This window comes from Bacillus sp. REN16, from assembly GCF_020731355.1.
Taxonomy (GTDB): domain Bacteria; phylum Bacillota; class Bacilli; order Bacillales; family Bacillaceae_L; genus Ferdinandcohnia.
The window spans coordinates 48,029-70,023 of the sequence record NZ_JAJFZK010000015.1 but is presented as its reverse complement, the minus strand read 5'-3'; the positions used below and the strand labels follow the sequence as shown (position 1 = coordinate 70,023).

Genomic DNA, 21,995 nt, shown 5'->3' with positions numbered 1-21,995 from the left:
GATTGCTCAATAGTTTTGTTACTTAGAATTAAAACGTTGACGCTTGTATTGTGTTCAGTTTTCAAAGGGCTTTTTTGAATCGCCGCTCAGAAGCGACTTTATTAATATAGCATGCTGACAATTTGAAGTCAACACTTTTTTAAAACATTTTTTGAAATCTGTGTTCGCCTTTCGACGACGTTTATTAATATATCATCATCTGAAAAACGTGTCAATCATTTATTTAAATTATAAAAAGAGGACCATATCGACATCATACAATCCTCCCTCTTCATTTATCCCTTATTACTATTTACCTTCTTTGAACGAATATACCTGCTGCATTCGGATGGCTCAGCAATTCTTTTGAATAAGCGAAATAATATCTGATATCTTTCTTCCATTGCTCTTTTTACAATATGGTCAATCCTTGCATCTCCCACATCAAATAGGATTTCGTCCATCTCTCTTTTTAGAAGGTATTCTAATTCTTTAACTTCCTTCTGATTCACTAATAATCCAATCATAATTTCACCCCAAGTTTATTGTAATCCTAGTTATTTCCATATTTACTTATTTTATGAATTGATTTTTTGTAAGAGTTTTACACATACAAATTGCGTGACAAGCATATTATTTTTACAGAAGATGCTTTGGACAAGGAGGATAAAAATGAATTTTTTCTACATCCTGAGTAGCAAAAGGATTAAACAAACTTTAATTATTCTTTTCGCATCCTTATTTACTGCCAGTATTTTTTATATAGAAAAAGGCAATATAGCTCCTGTTTTTTCAACAGAAAACGGACCACGTGTGATCTATACAGGAGAAAAGAGCGAAAAGACAGTTGCACTTACCTTTAATATTAGCTGGGGTGATACAAAGGCAATGCCGATTATTGATACCTTAAAAAATCAAGGAATCAAAAATGCAACGTTTTTCCTTTCTGCTTCTTGGGCTGAGCGTCACCCGCAAATTGTAGAACGGATTGTGAAGGATGGTCACCAAATCGGCATTAAGGGGTATGATTATAAAAACTATCAGGACCTAGAGGATGCACAGATTAAAAAGGATATCTATAAGGCACAGGATGCTTTTAAGAAAATGGGGATAAAGCCTGTTTCATTCGTTCGAACACCTGACGGTAATTTTGATTCAAGAGTTGTAAAGGTATTAGACACTCTTGGATATACTCTTATCCATTGGAGTATTGATTCAAATGATTGGAATAATCCAGGAGTGGATAAAATTACGAGCAATGTTTTGGATAAGGTAAAAAGCGGAGATATCATACTGTTCCACGCTTCAGATTCTGCCAAGCAAACGGCTGAAGCACTTCCTGGAGTATTAAAAGGAATTAAAGGGAAAGGTCTTTCCTTTGTAACAGTCAGTGATATGCTTAATAACGCTGATGTAAAGAGTGAGGTTGTGGAATAAATCTTTACTAAAAAAAGCTGATCCAATGGCTCAGCTTTTTTGGTTTGTTATTTTTGGCAGTATTAATAATTGATAAGCGTTGCAAATTAAAAGTGGATAAATCATTAAGTACAGCCAGCTTGTGTCGTTAACTCTAATCGCTGGCATCCACTCTATTACAGACACAACAAACATAAAGAAGACGGCCGGAATAAATGCCTTGCTATTTGTTTGCTTGCTCTTAAAGAATGCAATGATCAGTGAAAATACTAAAATTAAAACCGGTATCCATATAAAAGATGAGATCGTTTGGCCATCTGTTGCAAACACTTTAAAACGAAAATATATCAAATCAAAGAATACGAAAGCAATTAATACAATTTGCGCTGGACCCCAAGCACCCTTAAATAATCCGAGTCCAAAACGGTGTACGGTCAGATAGGCAAAGAAGCCCATTTGGCTAATAATACTAAAAATAAATCCAGCACCAATAAACCAAACTACTACAATCAGTATTTCAACGAAATCAGCGGCTAAAAATAATTCTTTATATTCACTCCATTTAATGGCAAACCCAAAAAAAATTGTGCTAATCGCACCCACTAGTAAGGTAGATAGAAACAACCTTACCCAATTTCGACTTTTCACGACAAAATCCCCCACTCTTTATATTCAATTTTGATTGTACCAAAATGGGGGGGAGAAATGCCAGTTTCTCACCATGTAATGCGTGAATATTTTTTAACAAAAAAAGCATATTAACAAGTAAGGATCCCTTTTGAAAGGAGCTTTACGAATGAAAAAAAGGATGTCGCTCCTCCTCATTTTTAGTTTTCTATTGGCTATTATGGGGTGTGCCCCGGCGAATGTTGAACAAAACCGAATGGATTATGAAGAAACCAAAAAGATGGTTGTCGATATATTGAAGACCGATGATGGTAAAAAAGCAGTTGAGGAACTCATGCGTGATGAAAAGTTTAAACAGCACCTCGTCATGGACCAAGTTGTTGTAAAAGATGCCATCCAGGAAACCCTTACCTCTGATAACGGAGTTGAATTTTGGAAAAAGACGTTCGAGGATACGAAATTCGTAGAAGAATATGCAAAAAGTATGAAAACGGAGCACGAAAAGCTCATTAAAGAATTAATGAAGGATCCGGATTATCAAAAAATGGTGATGGATATCTTAAAAAACCCTGAAATGGAAGAGCAATTCTTAGACGTGCTTAAAAGTCAGGAATTTAGAAAGCATCTTCAAACGGTCATAAGTGAAACACTTGAGAGCCCGTTGTATAAAGCGAAGATTGAAGATATCCTCATTAAAGCTGCAGAAGAAATGCAAAAACAGGAAAAAGCGAAAAAGGATGAAGGCCAAGGAAGCGGTAATAGCTAGGCCAAAAGATGAAAAGCCCTCCCAAGGATTCAGGGAGGGCTTTTGATTTAAATTGCATCAATTACTCGTTTCGCAATTTCATTATAGATTTTCCCAGTTGGGTGGTCTTCCTCATAGACAGATGGCGCGAAGTCATCGTCATTCCAATCAGGCTGTCCCAATGGAATTTTACCTAGTAAAGATGTTTGAAGCTCATCTGCAAGCTTCTCTCCGCCACCTTTACCAAATACATATTCTTTTTCACCTGTTACCTTGCTTTCAAAATATGACATATTTTCAATAACACCAAGGATTTCGTGCTCTGTGCGAAGGGCCATTGCACCCGCTCTTGCTGCTACAAAAGCAGCTGTTGGATGTGGAGTTGTTACGATAATTTCCTTACATGAAGGGAGCATCGTGTGAACATCCAGTGCCACATCCCCTGTGCCTGGTGGTAAATCGAGAACCAAGTAATCTAGATCGCCCCACTCAACCTCATTAAAGAAGTTATTCAACATTTTTCCTAGCATAGGACCACGCCAGATTACTGGTGAATTGTCTTCTACAAAGAAGCCCATTGAAATTACTTTTACCCCTTTTCTCTCTACTGGGATAATTTTTTCGCCGCGAACGACTGGACGTTTTGTGATTCCCATCATGTCTGGAACACTGAATCCATATATATCTGCATCAATGATTCCAACCTTTTTCCCTAGTCTTGCTAGTGATACAGCTAAGTTTACAGAAACGGTTGATTTACCAACCCCTCCCTTACCACTCGCGACTGCAATAAAGGTCGTTTGATTTACAGGAGATAATAGCGGGGCTGATCCCCCTGTTGGTTCAGTCTTAAATTTTGCTAATTCTTCCGGTGCTAGATCTGTAAAACGAAGACCAACAGATTCTGCTCCCGCTTGTTTTAATGCATTTACAATTGAAGTTTGAAGCTGAAGCTGTTCACCTGTACCTGTTTTAGATAGGGCGATTTTTACACTGACATGCTTCTTCTCTTCTTTTATTTTTATTTCTTGGATTGCATTTGTTTCCTCGAATGTTCTATGTAAGAATGGATCTTGCAATTGATGTAATACTTCTCTGACTTGTTGCTCAGTTAACATAAAGACACCACCTAATTCTGTATTCGGTTTCACTCTTACCCCATTATACCATACCTGTCCAAAATTACAGTGTGAGGAGCATCACAATTATTTGATTTGGCAATGTGTAAAAGGCTATTCCGCATTTTTTGCTTCGCCGCACCATGAAAACACCCACCTATCAGTCAGGTGGGTTTGTTTCGTTTGAGAAATATCGGTTGATTCCGGTATAGATGGAGGCTGCGATTTTTTCTTGGTATTTAGCTTGCATCAATAGGGCCTTTTCCTCTGGGTTTGAAAGGAACCCAACTTCCACAAGTGCACCGGGTTTCTTTGCACTTTTTACTAAATACACATTATTGATCGCTTTTGCTTTTCGTGTTGTATTTCCGAGATTGTTTCGAAGCTCATCTTGAATAAATTTAGCTACTTCTTCATTTTCCTTGAAGGTACTGTAGTAAAAGGTTTGTGCCCCTCTCCACCTTGGTGATGGGATAGCATTTAGATGAATACTTATAAATAAATCCGCTTTTGATTCATTAATGATTTGAACTCGTTTTTTCAAATCCTCTGTTTTTCGTCGGCTAAGGCCTTTCGTTCCGTCCTGCGCTAAATCTTTATCCTCTTCCCGCAGCATTTCTACAAGTGCGCCTTGCTGTTGCAGGTAATCACGAAGTTTCTTGGATATTTCAAGGGCGATGTCCTTTTCCTGTACGTCACCACTTTGGGCTCCCCCGTCTGGACCACCGTGACCAGGGTCAATAATAATGTACTTGCCTGAGAGAGGTAAACTCCATGGATCCCAAACATCTTTATCCATAAATCGAAATTGTATAAATATAAATAATATAACAGCTCCTAAAAGGAGACCGGCAATTTTTAGTTTCTTATTCATCATTTACCTCCTGCATGTCCCTTCCCTACAATAACTATATGGGACAAGGAGAGTATATATGATTAAAAATTCTAATGCAATTTTAGCCGGTGCCTTTTTTCCCCTTTCTGGAATCCTTCCGTCCACCAATAGGTAACATAGTGTTCGCATGAGTAGTAAAGAGACTCGTTCACAAAGCCTTGGTCGCCAATATGGCCCCAGTAGCAAATGAACTCATAGAGTGCATCAATCAAATTCTTTTCAAATCTGTAACAGCGCATTCTCACTTCTTCAACAGATTCTCCGTAGTAACCAAATTTGCTATACTTAGCACCTAATAGATATGATTCTATTGCAACATCGATGCAGCCCTCTTCAATTGCTCCTCCGAGTATGGAACCGACTCTAAAAAAGCTGCCAAAGGTATTCGTAACCATCTTTTTAAGTTCTTCTATTGAGAGCTCACGCAGCATTTTCCGTTCATATTTAATTTGCTTCTCTTTCCGCTTTTCCTTGAAGGTTGTAATGACATTCATAAATTTAGAAACCCCCTTTAACAAATAGTTTCCTACCGTGCCAGCGTAAACATGCGCTAAACACAAACTACCTCCATTGCCAAAATAAACTATGCATACATGTAAAAAGGCCCTCAATCCCCTGATTGAGAGCCTTTCTCTATATATCTGATGTCTTCAGCCTTTCGACTTCAGGTGATGGACTTTCCTTTTTCTTTCCAAGCAACCTGGCTATCTGCCAGCCAATGACCATGTGAACGACACCCATAATAGCGAATAATAAATAGTCCCCGATTGGTTCCGGAAGCAAAAGATCCACGACCAGCCACATTCCTGCTGACGAAGCACCGATAAACGCCCCAAGCATTGATTTTTGGATTCGATTCATTTTCACTCACCCCTTCAAGTTTGTTACCATTCTTACATTCATCATATGTAGGTAAATTGCTCGAAATAACTTGAATTTCGGCGGAAGGTTGTCCGAATGTGATAGCTTTCCTAGTTTTCCACATTATTTTTCTCATCCAAAAGTTGTAGGTGAAGTTCAAGCTTTTTGACGAAGATGAAGTCTCTCCTTGCCAGTATGCTTAAATCATCAAGAACTTAAAGGAGAGATCACGATGATGAAGAATAAAGTTGTGATGGTAACTGGTGCATCTAAAGGGTTAGGGAGAGCATTGACATTAGCATTTGCCAAAGAAGGAGCGACATTGGCAATCTGTGCAAGGACGGAAAAAAACCTATTAAAAATAAAACAAAAAGCTGAAAGCTTGGGGGCATCGGTGCTTGCCGTAACCGCAGATGTTTCTAAATCAAGAGATGTAGAACGGTTTGTTGCACTAACCGAGGAGGCATTTGGCAAAATTGATGTTTTGATTAATAACGCATCCGCATTAGGCCCCAGCCCAATGCCGTTATTAATCGATTACCCCGAAGAAGACTTTATGGAGGTGCTAAGGATAAATGCGCTATCTCCATTTTTGGTAACAAGGAGAGTAGTTGTTGGAATGCTTCAACGCAACCAAGGTTCGATTATCAATGTAACTTCCGAAGCAGGTCACATTGGTTATGCAGGCTGGGGAGCATATGGGGTATCAAAGTTTGCAGTTGAAGGACTCACCGAAACATGGGCGGATGAATTAAGCGAGACCGGTGTTCGTGTCAATATGGTTGACCCCGGAGAAATGGATACAGAGATGCACCAATTGGCAGTTCCAGATTGTGATTACCCATTAGCAAAACCGGAGGATGTAATCGATATCTTTTTATACTTAGCCTCTGATGGAGCCAAAGAGATTAATGGCAAACGATTTTCAGCTCAATCTCATGAGGAGGTGTAAAGAATGGTAGCCAAAGCCATAGATTTTTATCTTCCAGATCAACTGAATGCTTCCCGCCCGCCTGAGAAACGTGGTATAAGAAGGGATCACGTTCGAATGATGGTGCTTGATCGGGCTACCGGTAAAACCAAACACGACTGCTTCTTCCATTTACCACAGTATCTCCAGCCAGGAGATCTTATCATTTTAAATAATAGCCGGACCATTCCCGCTGTTTTACAAGCGGAATGGTTCAGAAACAAGGTCCAATTAAGAACAAAGACCGAAATCCGACTGGCCCGACGTCGTGGTGACGATATATGGGAAGCACTCATTGTTGAAAATCTTGTAAAAAAGGGTGATCATTTCATTTTTTCGCCTGAACTATCGGCAACTGTCGTTGGTGTAAAAAAGAATTCACCATTAAACATTTTGGAGTTTACTAAAACGGGCTCCGATCTTTTAAATATCATTTATAAAATTGGTGAGCCGGTTCGATATGAATATATTGATCAACCATGGGAATTGGACTATTACCAAACGGTTTTTGCGAGCCATCCCGGTTCAGTGGAAATGCCTTCAGCAGGAAGAGCTTTCAGCTGGGAGCTTCTATTTACCTTAATGAGAAGCGGAATCGGGGTCGATTTTATTCAACTCCATACAGGCCTAAGCTATTTGCTCGATGATCGGTGGCATCAGTCACCAGAGGAGAACGAGGAAGAATACCATATTTCTGAAAAAACGATGCAACGAATACTCGAGACAAAAGCAGCTGGAAAAAGGGTTATTGCGGTTGGAACGACCGTAGTTCGAGCACTAGAGAGTGCAGCGAAATTAAACAATCTTTCTGGGATAACCAATTTATACATCAATCACCAGTTTTCTTTGAAAATAGCCGATGGGATCATTACGGGGTTACACGAACCAAAAGCAAGCCATTTAGATATGCTTTCTGCTTTTATTCCTGAAAAGCTGCTACTAAGGGCATATGACCAGGCTATCGAATCTAACTATTTATGGCATGAATTCGGGGACATGAATCTCATTATCTAATTTGGAGGTTTGGCTATGAAACTTCATCATTATGGTCTCGAAGTAAGGAATCTTGATGAATCTGTTGATTTTTATAAAAATCAGTTAGGTTTTCTGGAGGAACAACGATTTAGGTTTATGGAAGAGGACATTGTATTTTTGACTCTTGGTGATTTTAGATTAGAGTTGATAGCCGGTCATACGTTAAATGCCCATATCTGTTTTGAAGTAAATAATCTTGATTGTACAATGACTATGCTTACGGGCCTGCGAAAAATCGAAGGCCCCTATCATCTCGATAATGGATGGAAGACAGCCTTCTACGAAGGACCTACTAAAGAAATTCTTGAATTTTTGCAGACTGATTGAATTCCATCCAAATTTTTAAAGTCTGAAAATTATAAATAGGATATAATGAAAGCAGAAAAGACCGCTGGAGGGAATATGATGTCTGCCCAAGATCGATATGAGGAAATTAGCATTTTAAAAGAAATTGCTGAACTGTTAAACGAAGGAACAGACACAAATACCGTTTTATCATGTGTTTTAAATAAGCTGCTCCAGGTTACTGGACTGCAAACCGGCTGGATATTTTTAATCGATAGGCATGGGAAGCACCATCTTATAGCTGACGAAGCACTTCCCCCTGCATTAGCAAATAACGAAAAAAGACGAATGTGTCAGGGCAAGTGCTGGTGTGTAAATAAATACAATAATCAACAACTAAATAAGGCAACGAATATTATTGAGTGTAAACGAATTGAGGATGCTCTTCATGATAATGCAGGAGATACATGTGGCTTGACCCATCACGCGACTGTCCCGCTCCGTGCAGGAAAGGAACGATTTGGGATCCTGAATGTGGGGGCACCACATAAAACTCATTTTGAAAAAAATGAACTTGCCTTACTTGAAGCTGTTGCTTATCAAATCGGAACCGCGTTAAAGCGAATCAAACTGACTCAACGCGAACAAAAGACAGCACTTGTTGCAGAACGAAATCGTTTGGCACGGGATCTTCATGACTCGGTTAATCAACTCCTATTTTCCCTTAGTCTTACTGCTAGGGCCGGCGTGGAAATGACGGACAGTACCGATGTCAAACAGACATTCACCTATATACAAGATATGGCTCAAGAGGCGCTAGGGGAAATGAGAGGCTTAATCTGGCAACTGCGCCCCGCTGGTCTGGAAAATGGATTAGTCAGTGCTTTACGGAGCTTTGCCGAAATGCTTGGTCTTTCAATCAAGGCAAAAGTGACAGGCGCAGCAACGATTCCCGGAAAGGTCGAGGAAGCCCTGTGGCGCATTGGACAAGAAGCTTTGGCAAATTGTAAAAAGCACTCCCAGACCACAGAAGTCATTTTACACTTTCAGGCTTCTGATGCTGAAGTGAAAATGATCATCAAGGATATGGGCTGCGGCTTCCACTATGACGAAAAACTTGAAATTCTATCATTGGGATTACGAAACATGAAAACACGGACGGAAAGCTTGAACGGGACCTTTCTTTTAAAAAGTAAACCAGGAACTGGGACAGAAATAGAGATTCATATTCCGTTTTAGGGGGATTTTACAGTGAGTATAAAAATAGTAGTGGTAGATGACCATCATGTCGTTAGACGTGGTCTTGTCTTTTTTCTTCGAACACAAAAAGGTCTACAAATTGTCGGTGAAGCAGCAAACGGAATCGAAGCGATTGAATTAGCAAAGTCCTTAAAGCCTGATCTCATCTTAATGGATCTTGTGATGCCAGAAATGGATGGCGTCGAGGCAACAAAGATCATCAAAAAGGAACTACCTGAAATAAAAATAATGATGCTTACCAGCTTTTCTGATCAGGATCATGTCATCCCCGCCCTAGAAGCAGGTGCTTCCGGTTATCAGTTAAAGGACATTGAGCCCGATGACCTTGTCAAATCGATAAAAAAAATAATGGGCGGCGAAAACCAGCTTCATCCAACAGCAACTTCACATCTGCTGGCCAACTTATCCAATCATAAAAACCAGGAGAAAAGTGCAATCGAGGAACTAACCAATCGAGAGTTAGATGTATTAAAGGAAATTGCCAAAGGAAAAAGTAATAAGGAAATCGCGAGCTCCCTATTTATCACCGAAAAAACAGTCAAAACGCATGTATCGAACCTACTGGGTAAACTCGAATTGAGTGACCGAACTCAAGCTGCTCTTTATGCAGTAAAAAATAAATTAGCAGACTAAAAGCGGATGTGGGTTGGATACTACATCCGCTTTTAACTTACTAAAAAAGACTCCCAACTTATTGGTTGAGAGTCTTTGAGCTGTACTTCTTAGCCTTAAGCTAGCGCGTTTTCAACTTCATCCCGCAAGCCTAGCGCATCAAGCTCAACTGGGAATTGGAATTCCTTATCGTTAATAAAAACAGTTGGTACCATTTTAACTTTTCGTTTAATTGCTTCAGACGTAATTTGTAAACTAATGTCAATGGTATCTGGTTCTTCTTTTAATCCATACTGTTCCGTTAACATTTTTTTGATCGAGTCACTATCTGACTCGCTCCATTCACTTTGTTTCTTAAATAAGTCTTTCATTAACTCATAAATACGTTCTGGTTCTTTGTAGTCAAAAAACAAATTCGCTAAAGTACCATATAACAGCATTTCACGTGGCTTATCATAATGTTTAATCACATATTGAACTTGATTATTTTCAATATATGGAGCAAGAACTTCATCCGCCGCTTCAAAAAATGTGGCACAATAAGGACATGCTAGATTCAAAAATACTTCAACTTTTACAGGAGCATCTGGATTGCCATAACTCAAAAATGCATTTTCTACTACCTTTGTCATGTGGAGCCCTCCTATTTAATGTTATCTGGAATCATTGCCTCATCTACGTTTGTAGCTTCTTCAACACTCACTTCAGTTTCTAGCAGACCCGCTTCAAAGAACGTATCCGCTAATTGTTGCTGACTCGAAATAATGACTTCTTCTATTTTTTCAACACCAAAGGTACGGCGATCATTCGCTTGTTGGATTGGCTCAATTTCTAAACCTAATTCAGCTGACAAAATCTCAGATACTTCTTGTTTATTTTCATTTGCCCATTGGTTCGAATTTTGTAATTCCTCTAAAATAATTTTGATTACGTCTTGTTTTTCAGCTAAAAACTCTTCTGATGCAAAATAAAATGTACGGTTCTCAGTTAAATCAGAACCATCTACAATGGTACGAGTTTCTACTTTATTCTCAACGATCGCTAAATATGGATCCCATGTGCCATACACATCAAACTGATCGGTTGTAAATGCGGATAACCCTTCAGCTGCGTCTTTATAAAATCGAATTTCCACTTCATCTAAAGAAATACCAGCTTTCTCTAAGGCAACTAATAATAGGTAGTGTTGATTACCACCTTTTGTAACGCCAATTGTTTTCCCCTTTAAGTCTTCTACTGTTTTAATATCTGAATCTGCCTTGACGACTAGTGCAACCCCTTTTGGATACGGGGCTTCAGATGCAATATAATGTAATGGGTGTCCGCCTGCTTGCATGAATACAGCGTTACCGTCAGACGCGTGGCCAAAATCGATATTATTTGTATTTAATGCTTCTAGTAAGACTGTTCCAGTCGGGAATACCTTCCACTCGATGGTATAACCTTCTTTGCTTAATGCTTCATCTAAGTTTCCATGCTCTTTTAAAATATTTAATGTATTTCCTCTTTGATAACCAATTCGAACGGTTTCTTTTTCTGCACTATCGCCTTTATTTGAACTTGCGTCAGTTGATGAAGCATCATCGCTTGAGCCACTTCCACATGCGGCCAACACAAACAATAATACTAGTGTGGCTATAAATAAGATTGATTTTTTCATCGTTTTATCCCCCTAAGATTTGGTCTAATATTTTTTTCTCATAATGCGTAAATTTCTCATCACGAACGCGAGGTCTCGGCAAGTCTATTTCTTGATCTAATTGAATGACCCCCTTATCAATGACAATGACTCGATCCGCTAAACGCACAGCCTCCGTTACATCGTGAGTCACTAGAAGTGATGTGAATTTCTGCTGCTCCCAAAGTCCTTCAATTAAATTTTGCATTTCAATCCTTGTTAGTGCATCAAGCGCACCAAGTGGCTCATCAAACAGCAGAATATCAGGATTACTTGCCAATGCACGCGCAAGAGCAATACGTTGTTTTTGCCCACCTGATAATTGGTCAGGCCAATCACTTTTCTTCTCAATCAACCCAACCTTTTCAAGCGATTCTTTTGCTACCTCTTTATTGACTGCACCGAGGTTAATATTATGTAGAACGCTTTTCCACGGAATCAGCCGATCATCTTGAAACATGACACGAATCTTCGGTTCCTTTGCTTCCTCCCCTGAGAACGCCAATTCTCCTCTTGATGCTTCCTCTAACTTCGCTATAATTCGCAACAACGTACTTTTGCCACAACCACTTCGTCCCACGATGGCGGTGAAGCTTCCTTGTTCAATTGAAAGATTAATATCATGTAAGACTTCATTTTCCCCATAGCTTTTAGCTACATTCTTTAGTTCAATATTGAACACTGTTACCACCCCCATCTACTATCAATTATTTTTTCTGTTATAGGATGGATTCCATTTTAATAAGCGATTTTCAAAAACCTTCGCAATCACGTCGGATAATTTACCCAAAATAGCATATAGTACAATCGTTAAGACCACGATATCCATTTGCATAAATTCACGGGCCGTCGTTGCCAAAAAGCCAATCCCTGAATTTGCCCCAATTGTTTCAGCAACAATTAAAGATATCCACGTAACTCCAAGTGCATAACGGATTCCAACTAAAATGGAAGGCAAGGCTCCTGGTAAGATGATATTCATAAACAACTTCCATCTCGATAAGCCATATACAGAACCCATCTCAATTAACTTATGATCGACATTTTTAATGCCATTGAATGTATTTATGTAAATCGGGAACATCACCCCAAGTGCGACTAGAAATATTTTTGCACTTTCGTCGATGCCAAACCACAAAATGACAAGCGGAATTAACGCCAAATGGGGAATTGTTCGGACCATTTGGATGGTGGTGTCAACAGTTTTTTCGAAAAATAGAATTGTTCCATTTAAAAGACCAAAAACAAAACCAACAATACCACCAATTAAAAATCCTAGTAGCGCACGTTGTGTACTAATTAAAACATGTTCCTGCAATTCACCACTTTTAAATAAACGAATCGCTGCTTGTATAACCTCCAGTGGGGTCGGTAATATCGATGAGGCAATAATTTTGTATTGGCCAAATACCTGCCAGATAACGACAAGGACGATTGGTAATACCCAAGGGATGAATTGGTTGTCATACCATTTGCTGTTTCTTTTCACTTTCTCACCTACTTGTCGTTTCTAATATAATGATATAAATTATAATTATTCCTATCCGTTTTGTAAACAATAAAGATTTGATGATTTCAAAAATTTAAAAATGAAGGAATATATTAAATTGATCATAAAAAAAGACCTCAACCAAATAGTTGAGAGTCTCGACTAAAAATTCTATCTTACTTCCTTCAATCGCGTGGTGTTCTTCAATTCTTGAATCGTCGACGCCCCGATTCCAAACATCGACATCCGAAGTTCCATTTCACGGATTTCCATGACTTCTAGAACATCTTCCGCACTTTGGGTTGCTTCTTTCAGGATAGATCGTCCGAATCCGACTAGGTCGGCCCCAAATGCAATGGACTTGGCTCCATCCAGCCCCGTTAGAATTCCCCCACTGGCAATGAGCGGATGGTCTCCAACACTTTCACGAACCATCTTGATCGATTCTGCTGTTGGAACGCCCCATTCGCTGAATGCTTCAGCAGCTGCCCGTCGGATTGGGTCATTAGAACGGAACTTTTCTACCTGGCTCCAAGATGTGCCACCCGCTCCAGCAACATCAATAAACGCAACCCCGGCATCAACTAATTTTTGGGCAGTATGACCATCGATTCCCCATCCAACTTCCTTAACTCCGACCGGAACCTCTAGCGTGTGACAAATTTGTTCAATCTTCTTTAGTAACCCTTTAAAATTTGTATCGCCATTATCCTGAATCACTTCCTGGATGCTGTTCAAATGGAGAACGAGCATATCCGCCTCTGTCATCCCGATAATTCTTCTGCATTCCTCCACACCATATCCGTAATTGAACTGAACAGCGCCCAAGTTCGCAATGATTGGGACACTCGGTGCATACTTCCTCATTAAGAAAGAGGAGGGATTTGTGTCACTATCAAGCAGCGCACGGGTCGACCCCAGCGCAAGTGCCCAGCCCCTCTCTTCAGCTGCCACAGCTAAATTTCGATTAATTGTCTCTGCTAGGTCTGTCCCTCCTGTCATGGAGCTTATAAGAAACGGGGTTTTGGTCGCAAAGCCAAGGAATGTAGTTTCAATCGTAATTTCGTCAAAATCAATTTCAGGGAGCGCATTGTGGATGAAAGCAAACGACTCCAATCCTGTTGAAATTGAATCTCCCGTAACCTTTTCGTTCAATGTAATTTGAATATGTTGAGATTTTCTTTGCTCGATTGAGTTGGTCATCACCAACACCTGCCCTTATTAATCAAATGCGCCTTGGCGTATTTGTGCCCAGATTTTTTCGTGCTTGCTCGAAAAATTACCTTTGAAAATCTGTGGCATCCGCCGGAGGCTTAACTTTATTCAGGCGAAGTTTGAACCCCGACTGAATTGTATACTCTATTTGCATTCATCCCCACATATAGAAGTAGGAAATTGCTGCATGATTAAAGTTAAAATTCTAAAAGGACGATAGATTCTGCATCACCAATCCCTGTATAAACAAGAATCAATTCGTTTGCACTTCTTCCACCGTTTGTTCTACTTCAGCACGAGTAATTTTTTCTCTTCCCTCTTTCAATGCTTTTAACGTTTTATGAGCTAGGGCAAGCGGCAGACGACAGAATAAGATAATGCTTCTCTTTTTGAGATGTGTCATATACTCATCTGCCTTCGCGAGATTTTCTTCTGCATATTTAAATAGCTCCTCACGATTCCAGCCATCAGGTACAAAGCTTACACCACGTTCATCCAAGTCTTCCTTCTCATTGCGCAAAATATTAACGGCCTGCAGCCCGCGTCCATAACCAATGGCAAGTTCCCGATCCGTTTTTTCCCCGCCATACAGCTCCCACAGGTCCGAAAGCATGACTCCAACAAGTCCTGCAACGTAATATGTATAGTCATCCAAATCTTCACGTGTACGGATATTCCAATTTGCTTTTGACCATTTCGCCATACCAGATGCCATTTCATAAGCAGATCTCATAACGATTGGCTGGGCATCCTTTGGACAAGCACGTAGCCAATCTCCTAGCCGAAGTGTCACTTCAGGCATTTGATCCTTTGTTGGTCCCAGTATTTTTACATATTCTTCGCTATCAAATGGTTGGTTGAATAAATCAGCCACTTGCATTAAGATCGTGTGTTTTACATCATTGTCCACGTTTTCATGATCTTCAATTTCATCAATTGCCCGAAATACCAAATAAGCAGATGCAACCGAATGCTTTAACTCCTTCTGCAAAAACGTAATCGGAATATAAAATGTACGACTCGTCTCTTTTAAAATACGAATTGCATCCTTAGGAAACCCACTCATTCTTCTTTACCTCCAAAAATAAATCTGTCTATACCCATCGTACCTTAATTTGATACATAAATCCTATAAAAGAAACGGATTAACATTAATTACTTTTTTTAGTTATCACTACTATTTTATAATTAGTTTGAATTCTATACAAACTTCGATTTTAAAAAAAGACTGGTAAATAAAGAGAGTATTTAAAAAGATCATTGAACACATTGGGAATGTTGCTATGCCAGCTTGATTAGGACTTATAGTCTATCGAAGGGCTATCCCGTACTGTCCGAGTGACAGCCCATAATTCTAAGAAGGTGCAAATATAACCCAACCTTTTTTACCCTAGAAAAATTGTCGGAGAAATTTCCCTTAAAAAGGAAAAGTCACTGAAAAAAGCTTAATTAAACGGAGATAGTCCGACTATTAACTCAAGAAATTCATGAATAGTGGATTTTTACTTACTTGGTACGAAAAGCTCTCCTTAATCTCCATAAAATAGGTTCCATTCTGTATTTAAACGGAAAATCTCCGTTAATTTTACTTTTACTGTTTCCCCGGTCAACATCTGTGGTCAAAGAATTTTTCAAATACAAAAAACCCCCAACCAATTGATTGAGAGCCTTTGAAACGTAAATATTAACGTTTTGAGAACTGAGGTGCACGACGAGCGCCTTTAAGTCCGTATTTTTTACGTTCTTTCATACGTGGGTCACGTGTTAATAGACCAGCTGATTTTAAAGATGGACGGAATTCAGGGTCTGCTTGTAGTAACGCACGAGCGATACCGTGACGGATTGCGCCAGCTTGACCAGTGTATCCTCCACCATTAACGTTAACAAGAACGTCATAGTTTCCTAAAGTTTCAGTAGCATTTAGAGGTTGTTTAACAACTTCTCTTAAAGCTTCAAATGGAATATACTCTGCAATGTCACGACCGTTGATTACAATGCGTCCGTCGCCAGGAACTAAACGTACACGTGCAACAGAGCTTTTACGACGACCAGTGCCATAATATTGTACCTGTGCCAAATTAATACCCTCCTTAATAATTAACCGCGAAGTTCGAATACTTCAGGTTGTTGTGCTTGATGTGGATGTTCGCTTCCAGCGTAAACATGCAATTTCTTGAACATTTGACGACCAAGAGAACCTTTTGGAAGCATTCCTTTAATTGCAAGTTCAAGCATTTTTGTTGGATAGTTTGTGCGCATTTCTAATGCAGTTCTTGATTTTAATCCGCCAGGGAATTGGCTGTGACGGTAGTAAATCTTATCGTGTAATTTGTTACCTGTTAATTCGATTTTTTCAGCATTAATAATGATCACATTATCACCAGTGTCAACATGTGGTGTAAAAGTTGGTTTGTGTTTTCCACGAAGTAATGTTGCAACTTCAGTTGATAAACGACCTAAAGTTTTACCTTCAGCATCTACAACATACCATTTGCGCTCTATATTATTAGCATTAGCCATAAATGTTGTACGCATGAGTTTCCCTCCTAATTTCAATAACGTTTCATATTGTATTTAATCACGATTAAAGTTCCGGGGCTTTAACGTGGGGTTTAAATATCATACCTAAGATATAATATAACTTTTAAGAAGCAATGTCAAGAAAATGTTACACCAGGATTAGTTGTTATGAGAATTTTTCTTTTCCTATTCCTTCCATTCTTCATAAAACACCTGCCATAGGCATAATCCCTGGCCTGGGGCAGTCTTTCCTGCAAGAGATCGGTCTTTCCCAGTCAGAATAGAATCAATTATCCTTACGTCTTTTTTGCTGCTTCCAACCTCAAGTAAAGTCCCTACTAGAATTCTTACCATATTATACAAAAAACCATTACCGACAAACGAAAAAATGAGTTCATCGTCAAGTTTTTCAATTTTTATCTGGTAGATGGTACGAACCTTATCCTGCACTTCCGTCTTTGAAGCACAAAAACTCGTAAAATCATGTGTGCCCACTAATAGATCAGCAGCCTCTTTCATTGCCTGAAGATTAAGTGGATATGGATAATGATACGTGTAATGACGCTTAAAAACGTCCGGTTCCTTACTGATCAATAAACGATACCGGTATTCCTTTGCCTTCACATCAAACCGTGCATGGAAGTCTGGCGCCGCCATTTCCGCCGAACGCACTCGGATGTCATCGGGAAGCACCGAATTCAAGGCTTTTATCCATCCTTCACCAGGAATCGATAAAGGTGAATCAAAATGAATAACCTGCCCCAGGGCGTGCACTGTTGCATCGGTACGGCCTGATGCGACAATTTTCATCTGTTCGCCTTTATGCATTTTCTGTAAAGCCTGTTCAAATTCCGATTGAACGGTTCGTTTATTCGGTTGGACCTGGTACCCTGAAAACCGGGTTCCATCATACGAAATGATGCATTTGTACCGATTCATTTTAACCCTCTATCCACGTAATAAAAATAGTATTGCTGCTGTTACAAGTAGCAGCACAAGCATAAGTGTATCGAGACCTCTCCACTGTAATAAGCGCATCTTAGTCCGTCCTTCTCCACCCCGATAGCCTCTTGCTTCCATAGCAATTGCAAGTTCCTCCGCTCGTTTAAATGAACTGATAAACAACGGAATTAATAATGGTACAATCGCCTTCATGCGATCCTTTATTGGTCCACTCGTAAATTCGACACCTCTTGCAGCCTGGGCCTTCATAATCTTCTCTGTCTCCTGCATTAATGTCGGAATAAAACGAAGCGAAATCGACATCATTAGCGCAAGTTCATGGGTAGGCAGACCGATTTTTTTAAATGGGGCTAATAAACTTTCCATGCCATCAGTAATCTCGATTGGTGTACTAGTTAATGTTAATATTGTCGTCATAATAATTAAATATAATAGCCGTAATGAGATAAAAATCCCCTGTGTTACGCCACCCTCATAAATTTTAAGCCAACCTAAATCAACAAGTAGGTCACCTTCTTTCGTTAGAAAGATATGAAGGATGAAGGTGAAAAGAATAACCCATAAAATCGGTTTTAATCCAGAAAGAATATAGCGTATAGGAACCTTTGTTAATAAAACAATCGTTAAAGTATAAATTCCCAATAAAGCATAGGTAAGAACCGAATTCGCGATAAAGACAATAAACACATAAAAGAAAATAAGTAATAGCTTAGCCCTTGGATCCATTCGATGCAGGGGGGAGTTACCCGGTATATAGCGACCTATAATAATGTTCATTGACGAGCCCCCTCACCTTTTAGCGCTGCCCCAACATAAGAGACTATCTCATCGACAGACAGACTAGCCGAACTTGGGATTTCTATGCCTAATTTTTCTTCAAGCAACCCTTTAAGTCTTACTGCTTCCGGAACATCCAACCCTAAATGCAGAACTTGCTCAGGGTTTGAGAAAATCTCAACTGGACTGCCTTGAAATTTAATTGTCCCTTTTTCCATCACAAGAATTTGATCAGCATATCGGGAAGCATCTTCCATGCTATGGGTTACAAGAACTGTTGTAAGTCCCCGTTCTTTATGAAGCTTATAAAACATTTCCATGATTTCAAATCGACCTCGTGGATCTAGTCCCGCAGTAGGCTCGTCCAAAACTAATACTTGTGGGTTCATAGCCAGAATTCCAGCAATCGCAACCCGTCTCATTTGACCGCCACTTAGATCAAAAGGAGATTTCGTTAAATATTCTTCTGAAAGACCGACCATTTTGATTGTCCGCTTTGCTCTTTCTTTTGCTTCATCTAATGGAACACCAAAATTTAGTGGACCAAAACAAATATCCTTCTCTACTGTTTCCTCAAACAACTGGTGTTCAGGAAATTGAAAGACGACCCCGACATTCTTTCGAAGAGGCTTAAGATTTTTTTCTTTTTGCTTCGAAGTGATCGTACGCTCACCTATTGCAATCGAACCAGAAGTTGGCTGTAAGAGGCCATTTAAATGCTGCAGAATCGTCGACTTCCCTGAACCTGTATGACCAATGACAGCCGTGTATGAACCTGACTTAATATTCGCATTAACATCATATAGAGCTAGTCTTTCAAAAGGTGAACGAATCTGGTAGCGATGCTCTAGTTTTTCGATTGTAATGTCCATAACTCATTCACCAAACCTTCTTCTGTAATATGATTCTTAGAAAGAGGAACCCCGATCGCTCGCAGTTTTTTAGATACCTTTACAGAAAACGGCAAGTCTAGTCCGATTTCGACTAGCTTATCATCCAATGCAAAAATGTCCTCGGGTTTCCCCTCTGCAAATAATTGTCCTTGATTCATTACAATCAATCGATCAGCTCTAGCTGCTTCCTCTAAATCATGGGTAATTGACATAACTGTGATTTGACTCTCATTTTTGATTTCCCTTATCGTTTCTAATACCTCTGTACGGCCAATCGGATCCAACATGGATGTTGCTTCATCTAAGATGATGAGATCAGGCTGAACAGCCAGAACGCCCGCAATCGCAACCCTTTGCTTTTGACCGCCTGAGAGTTGATGTGGCTCATGTTCTAGAAATTCACGCATCTTGACCATATCAATTACTCTTTCTATTCGGGACATCATCGTATCGCGGGGAATTCCGTTGTTTTCCATCCCGAAAGCAATATCATCCTTTACTGTTGTTCCAACAAATTGGTTATCCGGATTCTGAAACACCATTCCGATTTTCTTTCGAATATCCCAAATCGACTCTTCATTTAGCTGTACCCCTTCAATGGTTACACTCCCGGTTTGGGGCAACAATAGACCATTTAGGATTCGAGCTAATGTAGATTTCCCAGAGCCATTATGACCAACAATCGCAAGCCATTCTCCTTTTTGAACAGAGAATGATAGATTTTCCAATGCGAACCTCGTGTTATCTGCATATTTATAGCTAATCTGATCAACAACTAAAAGGTTGTCACTCATCCTCATCCCACCCATCTATCGACAATCGACATTATTTCCATAGAAATAAAACTTTTCGCATCTCAACTTACTATCTTCAAAATTATTCGTTTCTTCCGTATCTGTCAAGGGAATAAGAACGCGTTACTCCAATATTTCAGGAGAAGTTTTCATATATTGTGTGCATTCATTAGGAGAGTAAAATACTATTCGTAGATAATTCTATCTTTTTCGAAAAATAATGAACGTAAAATAAAAAGGGCTTAGACCAGTTTAGAAAACTGTCCCGCCCTTAAAGAAAAAAATTAGACTAATTCAATGATAACCATTGGAGCACCGTCACCACGACGAGGTCCAAGCTTCATGATACGAGTGTATCCACCTTGGCGCTCTTCATAACGAGTTGCGATGTCACTGAATAACTTTTGAAGCGCATCTTGACCAGACTCAACGTTCGCTACCTCGTTACGGATGTAAGATGCAGCTTGACGACGAGCGTGAAGGTCACCACGCTTACCTAATGTAATCATTTTTTCTACAACTGATTTTAATTCCTTCGCACGAGCTTCAGTTGTTTCGATGCGCTCGTTGATAATTAAGTCAGTAGTAAGGTCACGTAATAACGCCTTACGTTGCGCGCTTGTACGTCCTAATTTTTGGTATGACATGAGGTATTCCCTCCTTTGTTGAATTATTATGAAAGACAAAGATAACTAGGCTCTTGTAACAAGTATGACTGAACGTGTGAGAAAGACGCCTCTAATTCGCATAATTCAAATCGAGTCAGTCATCTTTACGTAAGCCTAGACCAAGCTCTTCTAGTTTAGCCTTCACTTCTTCTAAAGATTTACGACCAAGGTTTCGTACCTTCATCATATCTTCTTCAGTTTTGTGAGCAAGCTCTTGAACCGTATTGATTCCTGCTCTCTTTAAGCAGTTATATGAACGAACTGAGAGATCTAACTCTTCAATTGTCATTTCGAGGACTTTCTCTTTTTGATCCTCTTCTTTTTCAACCATAATTTCTGCATTTTGAGCTTCATCCGTTAATCCTACAAAAATATTTAAATGTTCTGTAAGGATTTTCGCACCCAGTGCAATCGCTTCTTTTGGACCAGTACTGCCGTCTGTCCAAACATCAAAAGTCAGTTTGTCAAAGTTCGCGACCTGTCCAACACGTGTTTTTTCAACTTGGTAGTTAACACGTGAAACTGGAGTATAGATTGAGTCAATCGGGATTACACCGATTGGTCGATCTTCACGCTTATTTGCATCGGCTGGAGTATATCCTCGTCCACGCTTCGCAGTAAATCTCACACGAAAATGTGCGTCCTTAGCAAGAGTTGCAATGTGCAGATCTGGGTTTAAGATTTCAACATCACTGTCATGAGTGATATCGGAAGCTTTTACCGGACCTTCACCTTGAACATCAATCTCAAGAGTCTTTTCTTCATCAGAGTAGATTTTGAGTGCTAATTTCTTCACATTTAAGATAATAGATGTTACATCTTCGACGACGCCTTCGATTGTTGAGAATTCATGCAGTACCCCATCTATTTGGATAGACGTTACAGCGGCACCAGGAAGAGAAGATAATAGGATACGACGTAAGGAGTTACCCAAAGTAGTTCCATATCCACGCTCAAGTGGCTCGACGACGAATTTACCGTATTTGGCATCTTCGTTGATTTCAACCGTTTCGATTTTTGGTTTTTCAATTTCGATCATTTATAAACCCTCCTTCAAAACGTCGAAACCTCGGCTAGACTATGATCAAAGCGTCTAACCGAAATTCCCAATAGTTAAGTTCCCTATCTGTGCACAACAACAACTCGATTCATTCTGTAAAGAACTTATAAACAAACAAAAGCGATTCGTGAATCA

At 39.6% G+C, this 21,995-nt stretch carries 27 protein-coding genes; 7 read left to right on the top strand and 20 right to left on the bottom strand.

The window, feature by feature from the left end:
* Positions 1 to 275: 275 nt before the first annotated feature.
* The gene (locus LKW28_RS18590; protein ID WP_229141938.1) at positions 276 to 506 is read right to left on the bottom strand and encodes a hypothetical protein; all 231 of its coding nucleotides are present in this window, start codon (positions 504 to 506) and stop codon (positions 276 to 278) included.
* Between the two features lie 145 nt (positions 507 to 651).
* On the opposite strand from LKW28_RS18590, the gene pdaB reads away from it, so the two are divergent.
* Entirely contained in the window at positions 652 to 1,416 is a 765-nt protein-coding gene (gene pdaB / locus LKW28_RS18585) for a polysaccharide deacetylase family sporulation protein PdaB (protein ID WP_229141937.1), read from the top strand.
* Positions 1,417 to 1,446: 30 nt separating this feature from the next.
* Here pdaB and LKW28_RS18580 read toward each other — a convergent pair whose 3' ends face one another.
* Positions 1,447 to 2,043, bottom strand: a complete 597-nt coding sequence (locus LKW28_RS18580) for a KinB-signaling pathway activation protein (protein ID WP_229141936.1) — start codon at positions 2,041 to 2,043, stop codon at positions 1,447 to 1,449.
* Between the two features lie 148 nt (positions 2,044 to 2,191).
* Between LKW28_RS18580 and gerD the strand changes: the two genes are divergently transcribed.
* On the top strand, positions 2,192 to 2,788 hold the full coding sequence (gerD, locus tag LKW28_RS18575; RefSeq protein ID WP_229141935.1) for a spore germination lipoprotein GerD: 597 nt from the start codon (positions 2,192 to 2,194) through the stop codon (positions 2,786 to 2,788).
* Between the two features lie 47 nt (positions 2,789 to 2,835).
* On the opposite strand, the gene LKW28_RS18570 is transcribed toward gerD, so the two are convergent.
* The 4 genes from LKW28_RS18570 to LKW28_RS18555 all read right to left on the bottom strand — a co-directional run bounded on the left by LKW28_RS18570 (position 2,836) and on the right by LKW28_RS18555 (position 5,641).
* Positions 2,836 to 3,885, bottom strand: a complete 1,050-nt coding sequence (locus LKW28_RS18570; RefSeq protein ID WP_229141940.1) for an Mrp/NBP35 family ATP-binding protein — start codon at positions 3,883 to 3,885, stop codon at positions 2,836 to 2,838.
* Positions 3,886 to 4,045: 160 nt separating this feature from the next.
* Positions 4,046 to 4,759, bottom strand: a complete 714-nt coding sequence (cwlD, locus tag LKW28_RS18565; protein WP_229141934.1) for an N-acetylmuramoyl-L-alanine amidase CwlD — start codon at positions 4,757 to 4,759, stop codon at positions 4,046 to 4,048.
* A gap of 71 nt (positions 4,760 to 4,830) precedes the next feature.
* Positions 4,831 to 5,274 carry a YbaK family protein gene (locus LKW28_RS18560; protein ID WP_229141933.1) on the bottom strand — a complete coding sequence of 148 codons (444 nt, stop codon included), beginning with the start codon at positions 5,272 to 5,274 and terminating at the stop codon, positions 4,831 to 4,833.
* Positions 5,275 to 5,413: 139 nt separating this feature from the next.
* The gene (locus LKW28_RS18555) at positions 5,414 to 5,641 is read right to left on the bottom strand and encodes a hypothetical protein (protein ID WP_229141932.1); all 228 of its coding nucleotides are present in this window, start codon (positions 5,639 to 5,641) and stop codon (positions 5,414 to 5,416) included.
* 232 nt (positions 5,642 to 5,873) lie between these two features.
* Between LKW28_RS18555 and LKW28_RS18550 the strand changes: the two genes are divergently transcribed.
* From LKW28_RS18550 to LKW28_RS18530, 5 genes are all read left to right on the top strand, one after another.
* The gene (locus LKW28_RS18550; RefSeq protein WP_229141931.1) at positions 5,874 to 6,593 is read left to right on the top strand and encodes an SDR family NAD(P)-dependent oxidoreductase; all 720 of its coding nucleotides are present in this window, start codon (positions 5,874 to 5,876) and stop codon (positions 6,591 to 6,593) included.
* 3 nt (positions 6,594 to 6,596) lie between these two features.
* Positions 6,597 to 7,625, top strand: coding sequence for an S-adenosylmethionine:tRNA ribosyltransferase-isomerase (locus tag LKW28_RS18545; RefSeq protein WP_229141930.1), 1,029 nt, complete (start codon positions 6,597 to 6,599; stop codon positions 7,623 to 7,625).
* 15 nt (positions 7,626 to 7,640) lie between these two features.
* Positions 7,641 to 7,973 carry a VOC family protein gene (locus LKW28_RS18540; protein ID WP_229141929.1) on the top strand — a complete coding sequence of 111 codons (333 nt, stop codon included), beginning with the start codon at positions 7,641 to 7,643 and terminating at the stop codon, positions 7,971 to 7,973.
* A 78-nt stretch (positions 7,974 to 8,051) separates the two neighbouring features.
* Positions 8,052 to 9,170, top strand: a complete 1,119-nt coding sequence (locus LKW28_RS18535; protein ID WP_229141928.1) for a GAF domain-containing sensor histidine kinase — start codon at positions 8,052 to 8,054, stop codon at positions 9,168 to 9,170.
* A 12-nt stretch (positions 9,171 to 9,182) separates the two neighbouring features.
* Positions 9,183 to 9,824, top strand: coding sequence for a response regulator (locus LKW28_RS18530; protein WP_229141927.1), 642 nt, complete (start codon positions 9,183 to 9,185; stop codon positions 9,822 to 9,824).
* 95 nt (positions 9,825 to 9,919) lie between these two features.
* On the opposite strand, the gene LKW28_RS18525 is transcribed toward LKW28_RS18530, so the two are convergent.
* From LKW28_RS18525 to LKW28_RS18460, 14 genes are all read right to left on the bottom strand, one after another.
* Complete coding sequence (locus LKW28_RS18525) at positions 9,920 to 10,435, bottom strand: thioredoxin domain-containing protein (protein WP_229141926.1); 516 nt, start codon at positions 10,433 to 10,435, stop codon at positions 9,920 to 9,922.
* A gap of 11 nt (positions 10,436 to 10,446) precedes the next feature.
* A complete protein-coding gene (locus LKW28_RS18520; protein ID WP_229141925.1) occupies positions 10,447 to 11,463 on the bottom strand; it encodes an aliphatic sulfonate ABC transporter substrate-binding protein in 1,017 nt (338 codons plus the stop codon).
* A gap of 4 nt (positions 11,464 to 11,467) precedes the next feature.
* Complete coding sequence (locus LKW28_RS18515) at positions 11,468 to 12,178, bottom strand: ABC transporter ATP-binding protein (protein WP_229141924.1); 711 nt, start codon at positions 12,176 to 12,178, stop codon at positions 11,468 to 11,470.
* A gap of 6 nt (positions 12,179 to 12,184) precedes the next feature.
* The gene (locus LKW28_RS18510; protein WP_229141923.1) at positions 12,185 to 12,970 is read right to left on the bottom strand and encodes an ABC transporter permease subunit; all 786 of its coding nucleotides are present in this window, start codon (positions 12,968 to 12,970) and stop codon (positions 12,185 to 12,187) included.
* A gap of 171 nt (positions 12,971 to 13,141) precedes the next feature.
* On the bottom strand, positions 13,142 to 14,173 hold the full coding sequence (gene fni, locus LKW28_RS18505; protein ID WP_229141922.1) for a type 2 isopentenyl-diphosphate Delta-isomerase: 1,032 nt from the start codon (positions 14,171 to 14,173) through the stop codon (positions 13,142 to 13,144).
* Between the two features lie 265 nt (positions 14,174 to 14,438).
* Entirely contained in the window at positions 14,439 to 15,251 is an 813-nt protein-coding gene (locus tag LKW28_RS18500) for a squalene/phytoene synthase family protein (RefSeq protein WP_229141921.1), read from the bottom strand.
* 618 nt (positions 15,252 to 15,869) lie between these two features.
* Positions 15,870 to 16,262: a 30S ribosomal protein S9 gene (gene rpsI, locus LKW28_RS18495; RefSeq protein ID WP_229141920.1), complete on the bottom strand. Its 393-nt coding sequence runs from the start codon at positions 16,260 to 16,262 to the stop codon at positions 15,870 to 15,872.
* Between the two features lie 20 nt (positions 16,263 to 16,282).
* Complete coding sequence (gene rplM / locus LKW28_RS18490) at positions 16,283 to 16,720, bottom strand: 50S ribosomal protein L13 (RefSeq protein ID WP_229141919.1); 438 nt, start codon at positions 16,718 to 16,720, stop codon at positions 16,283 to 16,285.
* A 171-nt stretch (positions 16,721 to 16,891) separates the two neighbouring features.
* On the bottom strand, positions 16,892 to 17,644 hold the full coding sequence (gene truA, locus LKW28_RS18485) for a tRNA pseudouridine(38-40) synthase TruA (RefSeq protein ID WP_229141918.1): 753 nt from the start codon (positions 17,642 to 17,644) through the stop codon (positions 16,892 to 16,894).
* A 9-nt stretch (positions 17,645 to 17,653) separates the two neighbouring features.
* Positions 17,654 to 18,445 carry an energy-coupling factor transporter transmembrane component T family protein gene (locus LKW28_RS18480; protein ID WP_229141917.1) on the bottom strand — a complete coding sequence of 264 codons (792 nt, stop codon included), beginning with the start codon at positions 18,443 to 18,445 and terminating at the stop codon, positions 17,654 to 17,656.
* Positions 18,442 to 19,317: an energy-coupling factor ABC transporter ATP-binding protein gene (locus LKW28_RS18475; protein WP_229141916.1), complete on the bottom strand. Its 876-nt coding sequence runs from the start codon at positions 19,315 to 19,317 to the stop codon at positions 18,442 to 18,444. The genes LKW28_RS18480 and LKW28_RS18475 overlap by 4 nt, the downstream gene beginning before the upstream one ends.
* The gene (locus LKW28_RS18470; RefSeq protein WP_229141915.1) at positions 19,293 to 20,132 is read right to left on the bottom strand and encodes an energy-coupling factor ABC transporter ATP-binding protein; all 840 of its coding nucleotides are present in this window, start codon (positions 20,130 to 20,132) and stop codon (positions 19,293 to 19,295) included. The genes LKW28_RS18475 and LKW28_RS18470 overlap by 25 nt, the downstream gene beginning before the upstream one ends.
* A gap of 284 nt (positions 20,133 to 20,416) precedes the next feature.
* Positions 20,417 to 20,779, bottom strand: coding sequence for a 50S ribosomal protein L17 (gene rplQ / locus LKW28_RS18465; protein WP_229141914.1), 363 nt, complete (start codon positions 20,777 to 20,779; stop codon positions 20,417 to 20,419).
* Positions 20,780 to 20,894: 115 nt separating this feature from the next.
* The gene (locus tag LKW28_RS18460) at positions 20,895 to 21,839 is read right to left on the bottom strand and encodes a DNA-directed RNA polymerase subunit alpha (protein ID WP_229141913.1); all 945 of its coding nucleotides are present in this window, start codon (positions 21,837 to 21,839) and stop codon (positions 20,895 to 20,897) included.
* Positions 21,840 to 21,995 lie beyond the last annotated feature (156 nt).

Bases quoted from the DNA above. Each gene is read 5' to 3' on its own strand.
- LKW28_RS18590 (WP_229141938.1), bottom strand. From the start codon at position 506: ATGATTGGATTATTAGTGAATCAGAAGGAAGTTAAAGAATTAGAATAC.
- pdaB (WP_229141937.1), top strand. From the start codon at position 652: ATGAATTTTTTCTACATCCTGAGTAGCAAAAGGATTAAACAAACTTTA.
- gerD (WP_229141935.1), top strand. From the start codon at position 2,192: ATGAAAAAAAGGATGTCGCTCCTCCTCATTTTTAGTTTTCTATTGGCT.
- LKW28_RS18570 (WP_229141940.1), bottom strand. From the start codon at position 3,885: ATGTTAACTGAGCAACAAGTCAGAGAAGTATTACATCAATTGCAAGAT.
- cwlD (WP_229141934.1), bottom strand. From the start codon at position 4,759: ATGAATAAGAAACTAAAAATTGCCGGTCTCCTTTTAGGAGCTGTTATA.
- LKW28_RS18560 (WP_229141933.1), bottom strand. From the start codon at position 5,274: ATGAATGTCATTACAACCTTCAAGGAAAAGCGGAAAGAGAAGCAAATT.
- LKW28_RS18555 (WP_229141932.1), bottom strand. From the start codon at position 5,641: ATGAATCGAATCCAAAAATCAATGCTTGGGGCGTTTATCGGTGCTTCG.
- LKW28_RS18550 (WP_229141931.1), top strand. From the start codon at position 5,874: ATGATGAAGAATAAAGTTGTGATGGTAACTGGTGCATCTAAAGGGTTA.
- LKW28_RS18545 (WP_229141930.1), top strand. From the start codon at position 6,597: ATGGTAGCCAAAGCCATAGATTTTTATCTTCCAGATCAACTGAATGCT.
- LKW28_RS18540 (WP_229141929.1), top strand. From the start codon at position 7,641: ATGAAACTTCATCATTATGGTCTCGAAGTAAGGAATCTTGATGAATCT.
- LKW28_RS18535 (WP_229141928.1), top strand. From the start codon at position 8,052: ATGTCTGCCCAAGATCGATATGAGGAAATTAGCATTTTAAAAGAAATT.
- LKW28_RS18525 (WP_229141926.1), bottom strand. From the start codon at position 10,435: ATGACAAAGGTAGTAGAAAATGCATTTTTGAGTTATGGCAATCCAGAT.
- LKW28_RS18520 (WP_229141925.1), bottom strand. From the start codon at position 11,463: ATGAAAAAATCAATCTTATTTATAGCCACACTAGTATTATTGTTTGTG.
- LKW28_RS18515 (WP_229141924.1), bottom strand. From the start codon at position 12,178: ATGGGGGTGGTAACAGTGTTCAATATTGAACTAAAGAATGTAGCTAAA.
- fni (WP_229141922.1), bottom strand. From the start codon at position 14,173: ATGACCAACTCAATCGAGCAAAGAAAATCTCAACATATTCAAATTACA.
- LKW28_RS18500 (WP_229141921.1), bottom strand. From the start codon at position 15,251: ATGAGTGGGTTTCCTAAGGATGCAATTCGTATTTTAAAAGAGACGAGT.
- rplM (WP_229141919.1), bottom strand. From the start codon at position 16,720: ATGCGTACAACATTTATGGCTAATGCTAATAATATAGAGCGCAAATGG.
- truA (WP_229141918.1), bottom strand. From the start codon at position 17,644: ATGAATCGGTACAAATGCATCATTTCGTATGATGGAACCCGGTTTTCA.
- LKW28_RS18480 (WP_229141917.1), bottom strand. From the start codon at position 18,445: ATGAACATTATTATAGGTCGCTATATACCGGGTAACTCCCCCCTGCAT.
- LKW28_RS18475 (WP_229141916.1), bottom strand. From the start codon at position 19,317: ATGGACATTACAATCGAAAAACTAGAGCATCGCTACCAGATTCGTTCA.
- LKW28_RS18470 (WP_229141915.1), bottom strand. From the start codon at position 20,132: ATGAGTGACAACCTTTTAGTTGTTGATCAGATTAGCTATAAATATGCA.
- rplQ (WP_229141914.1), bottom strand. From the start codon at position 20,779: ATGTCATACCAAAAATTAGGACGTACAAGCGCGCAACGTAAGGCGTTA.
- LKW28_RS18460 (WP_229141913.1), bottom strand. From the start codon at position 21,839: ATGATCGAAATTGAAAAACCAAAAATCGAAACGGTTGAAATCAACGAA.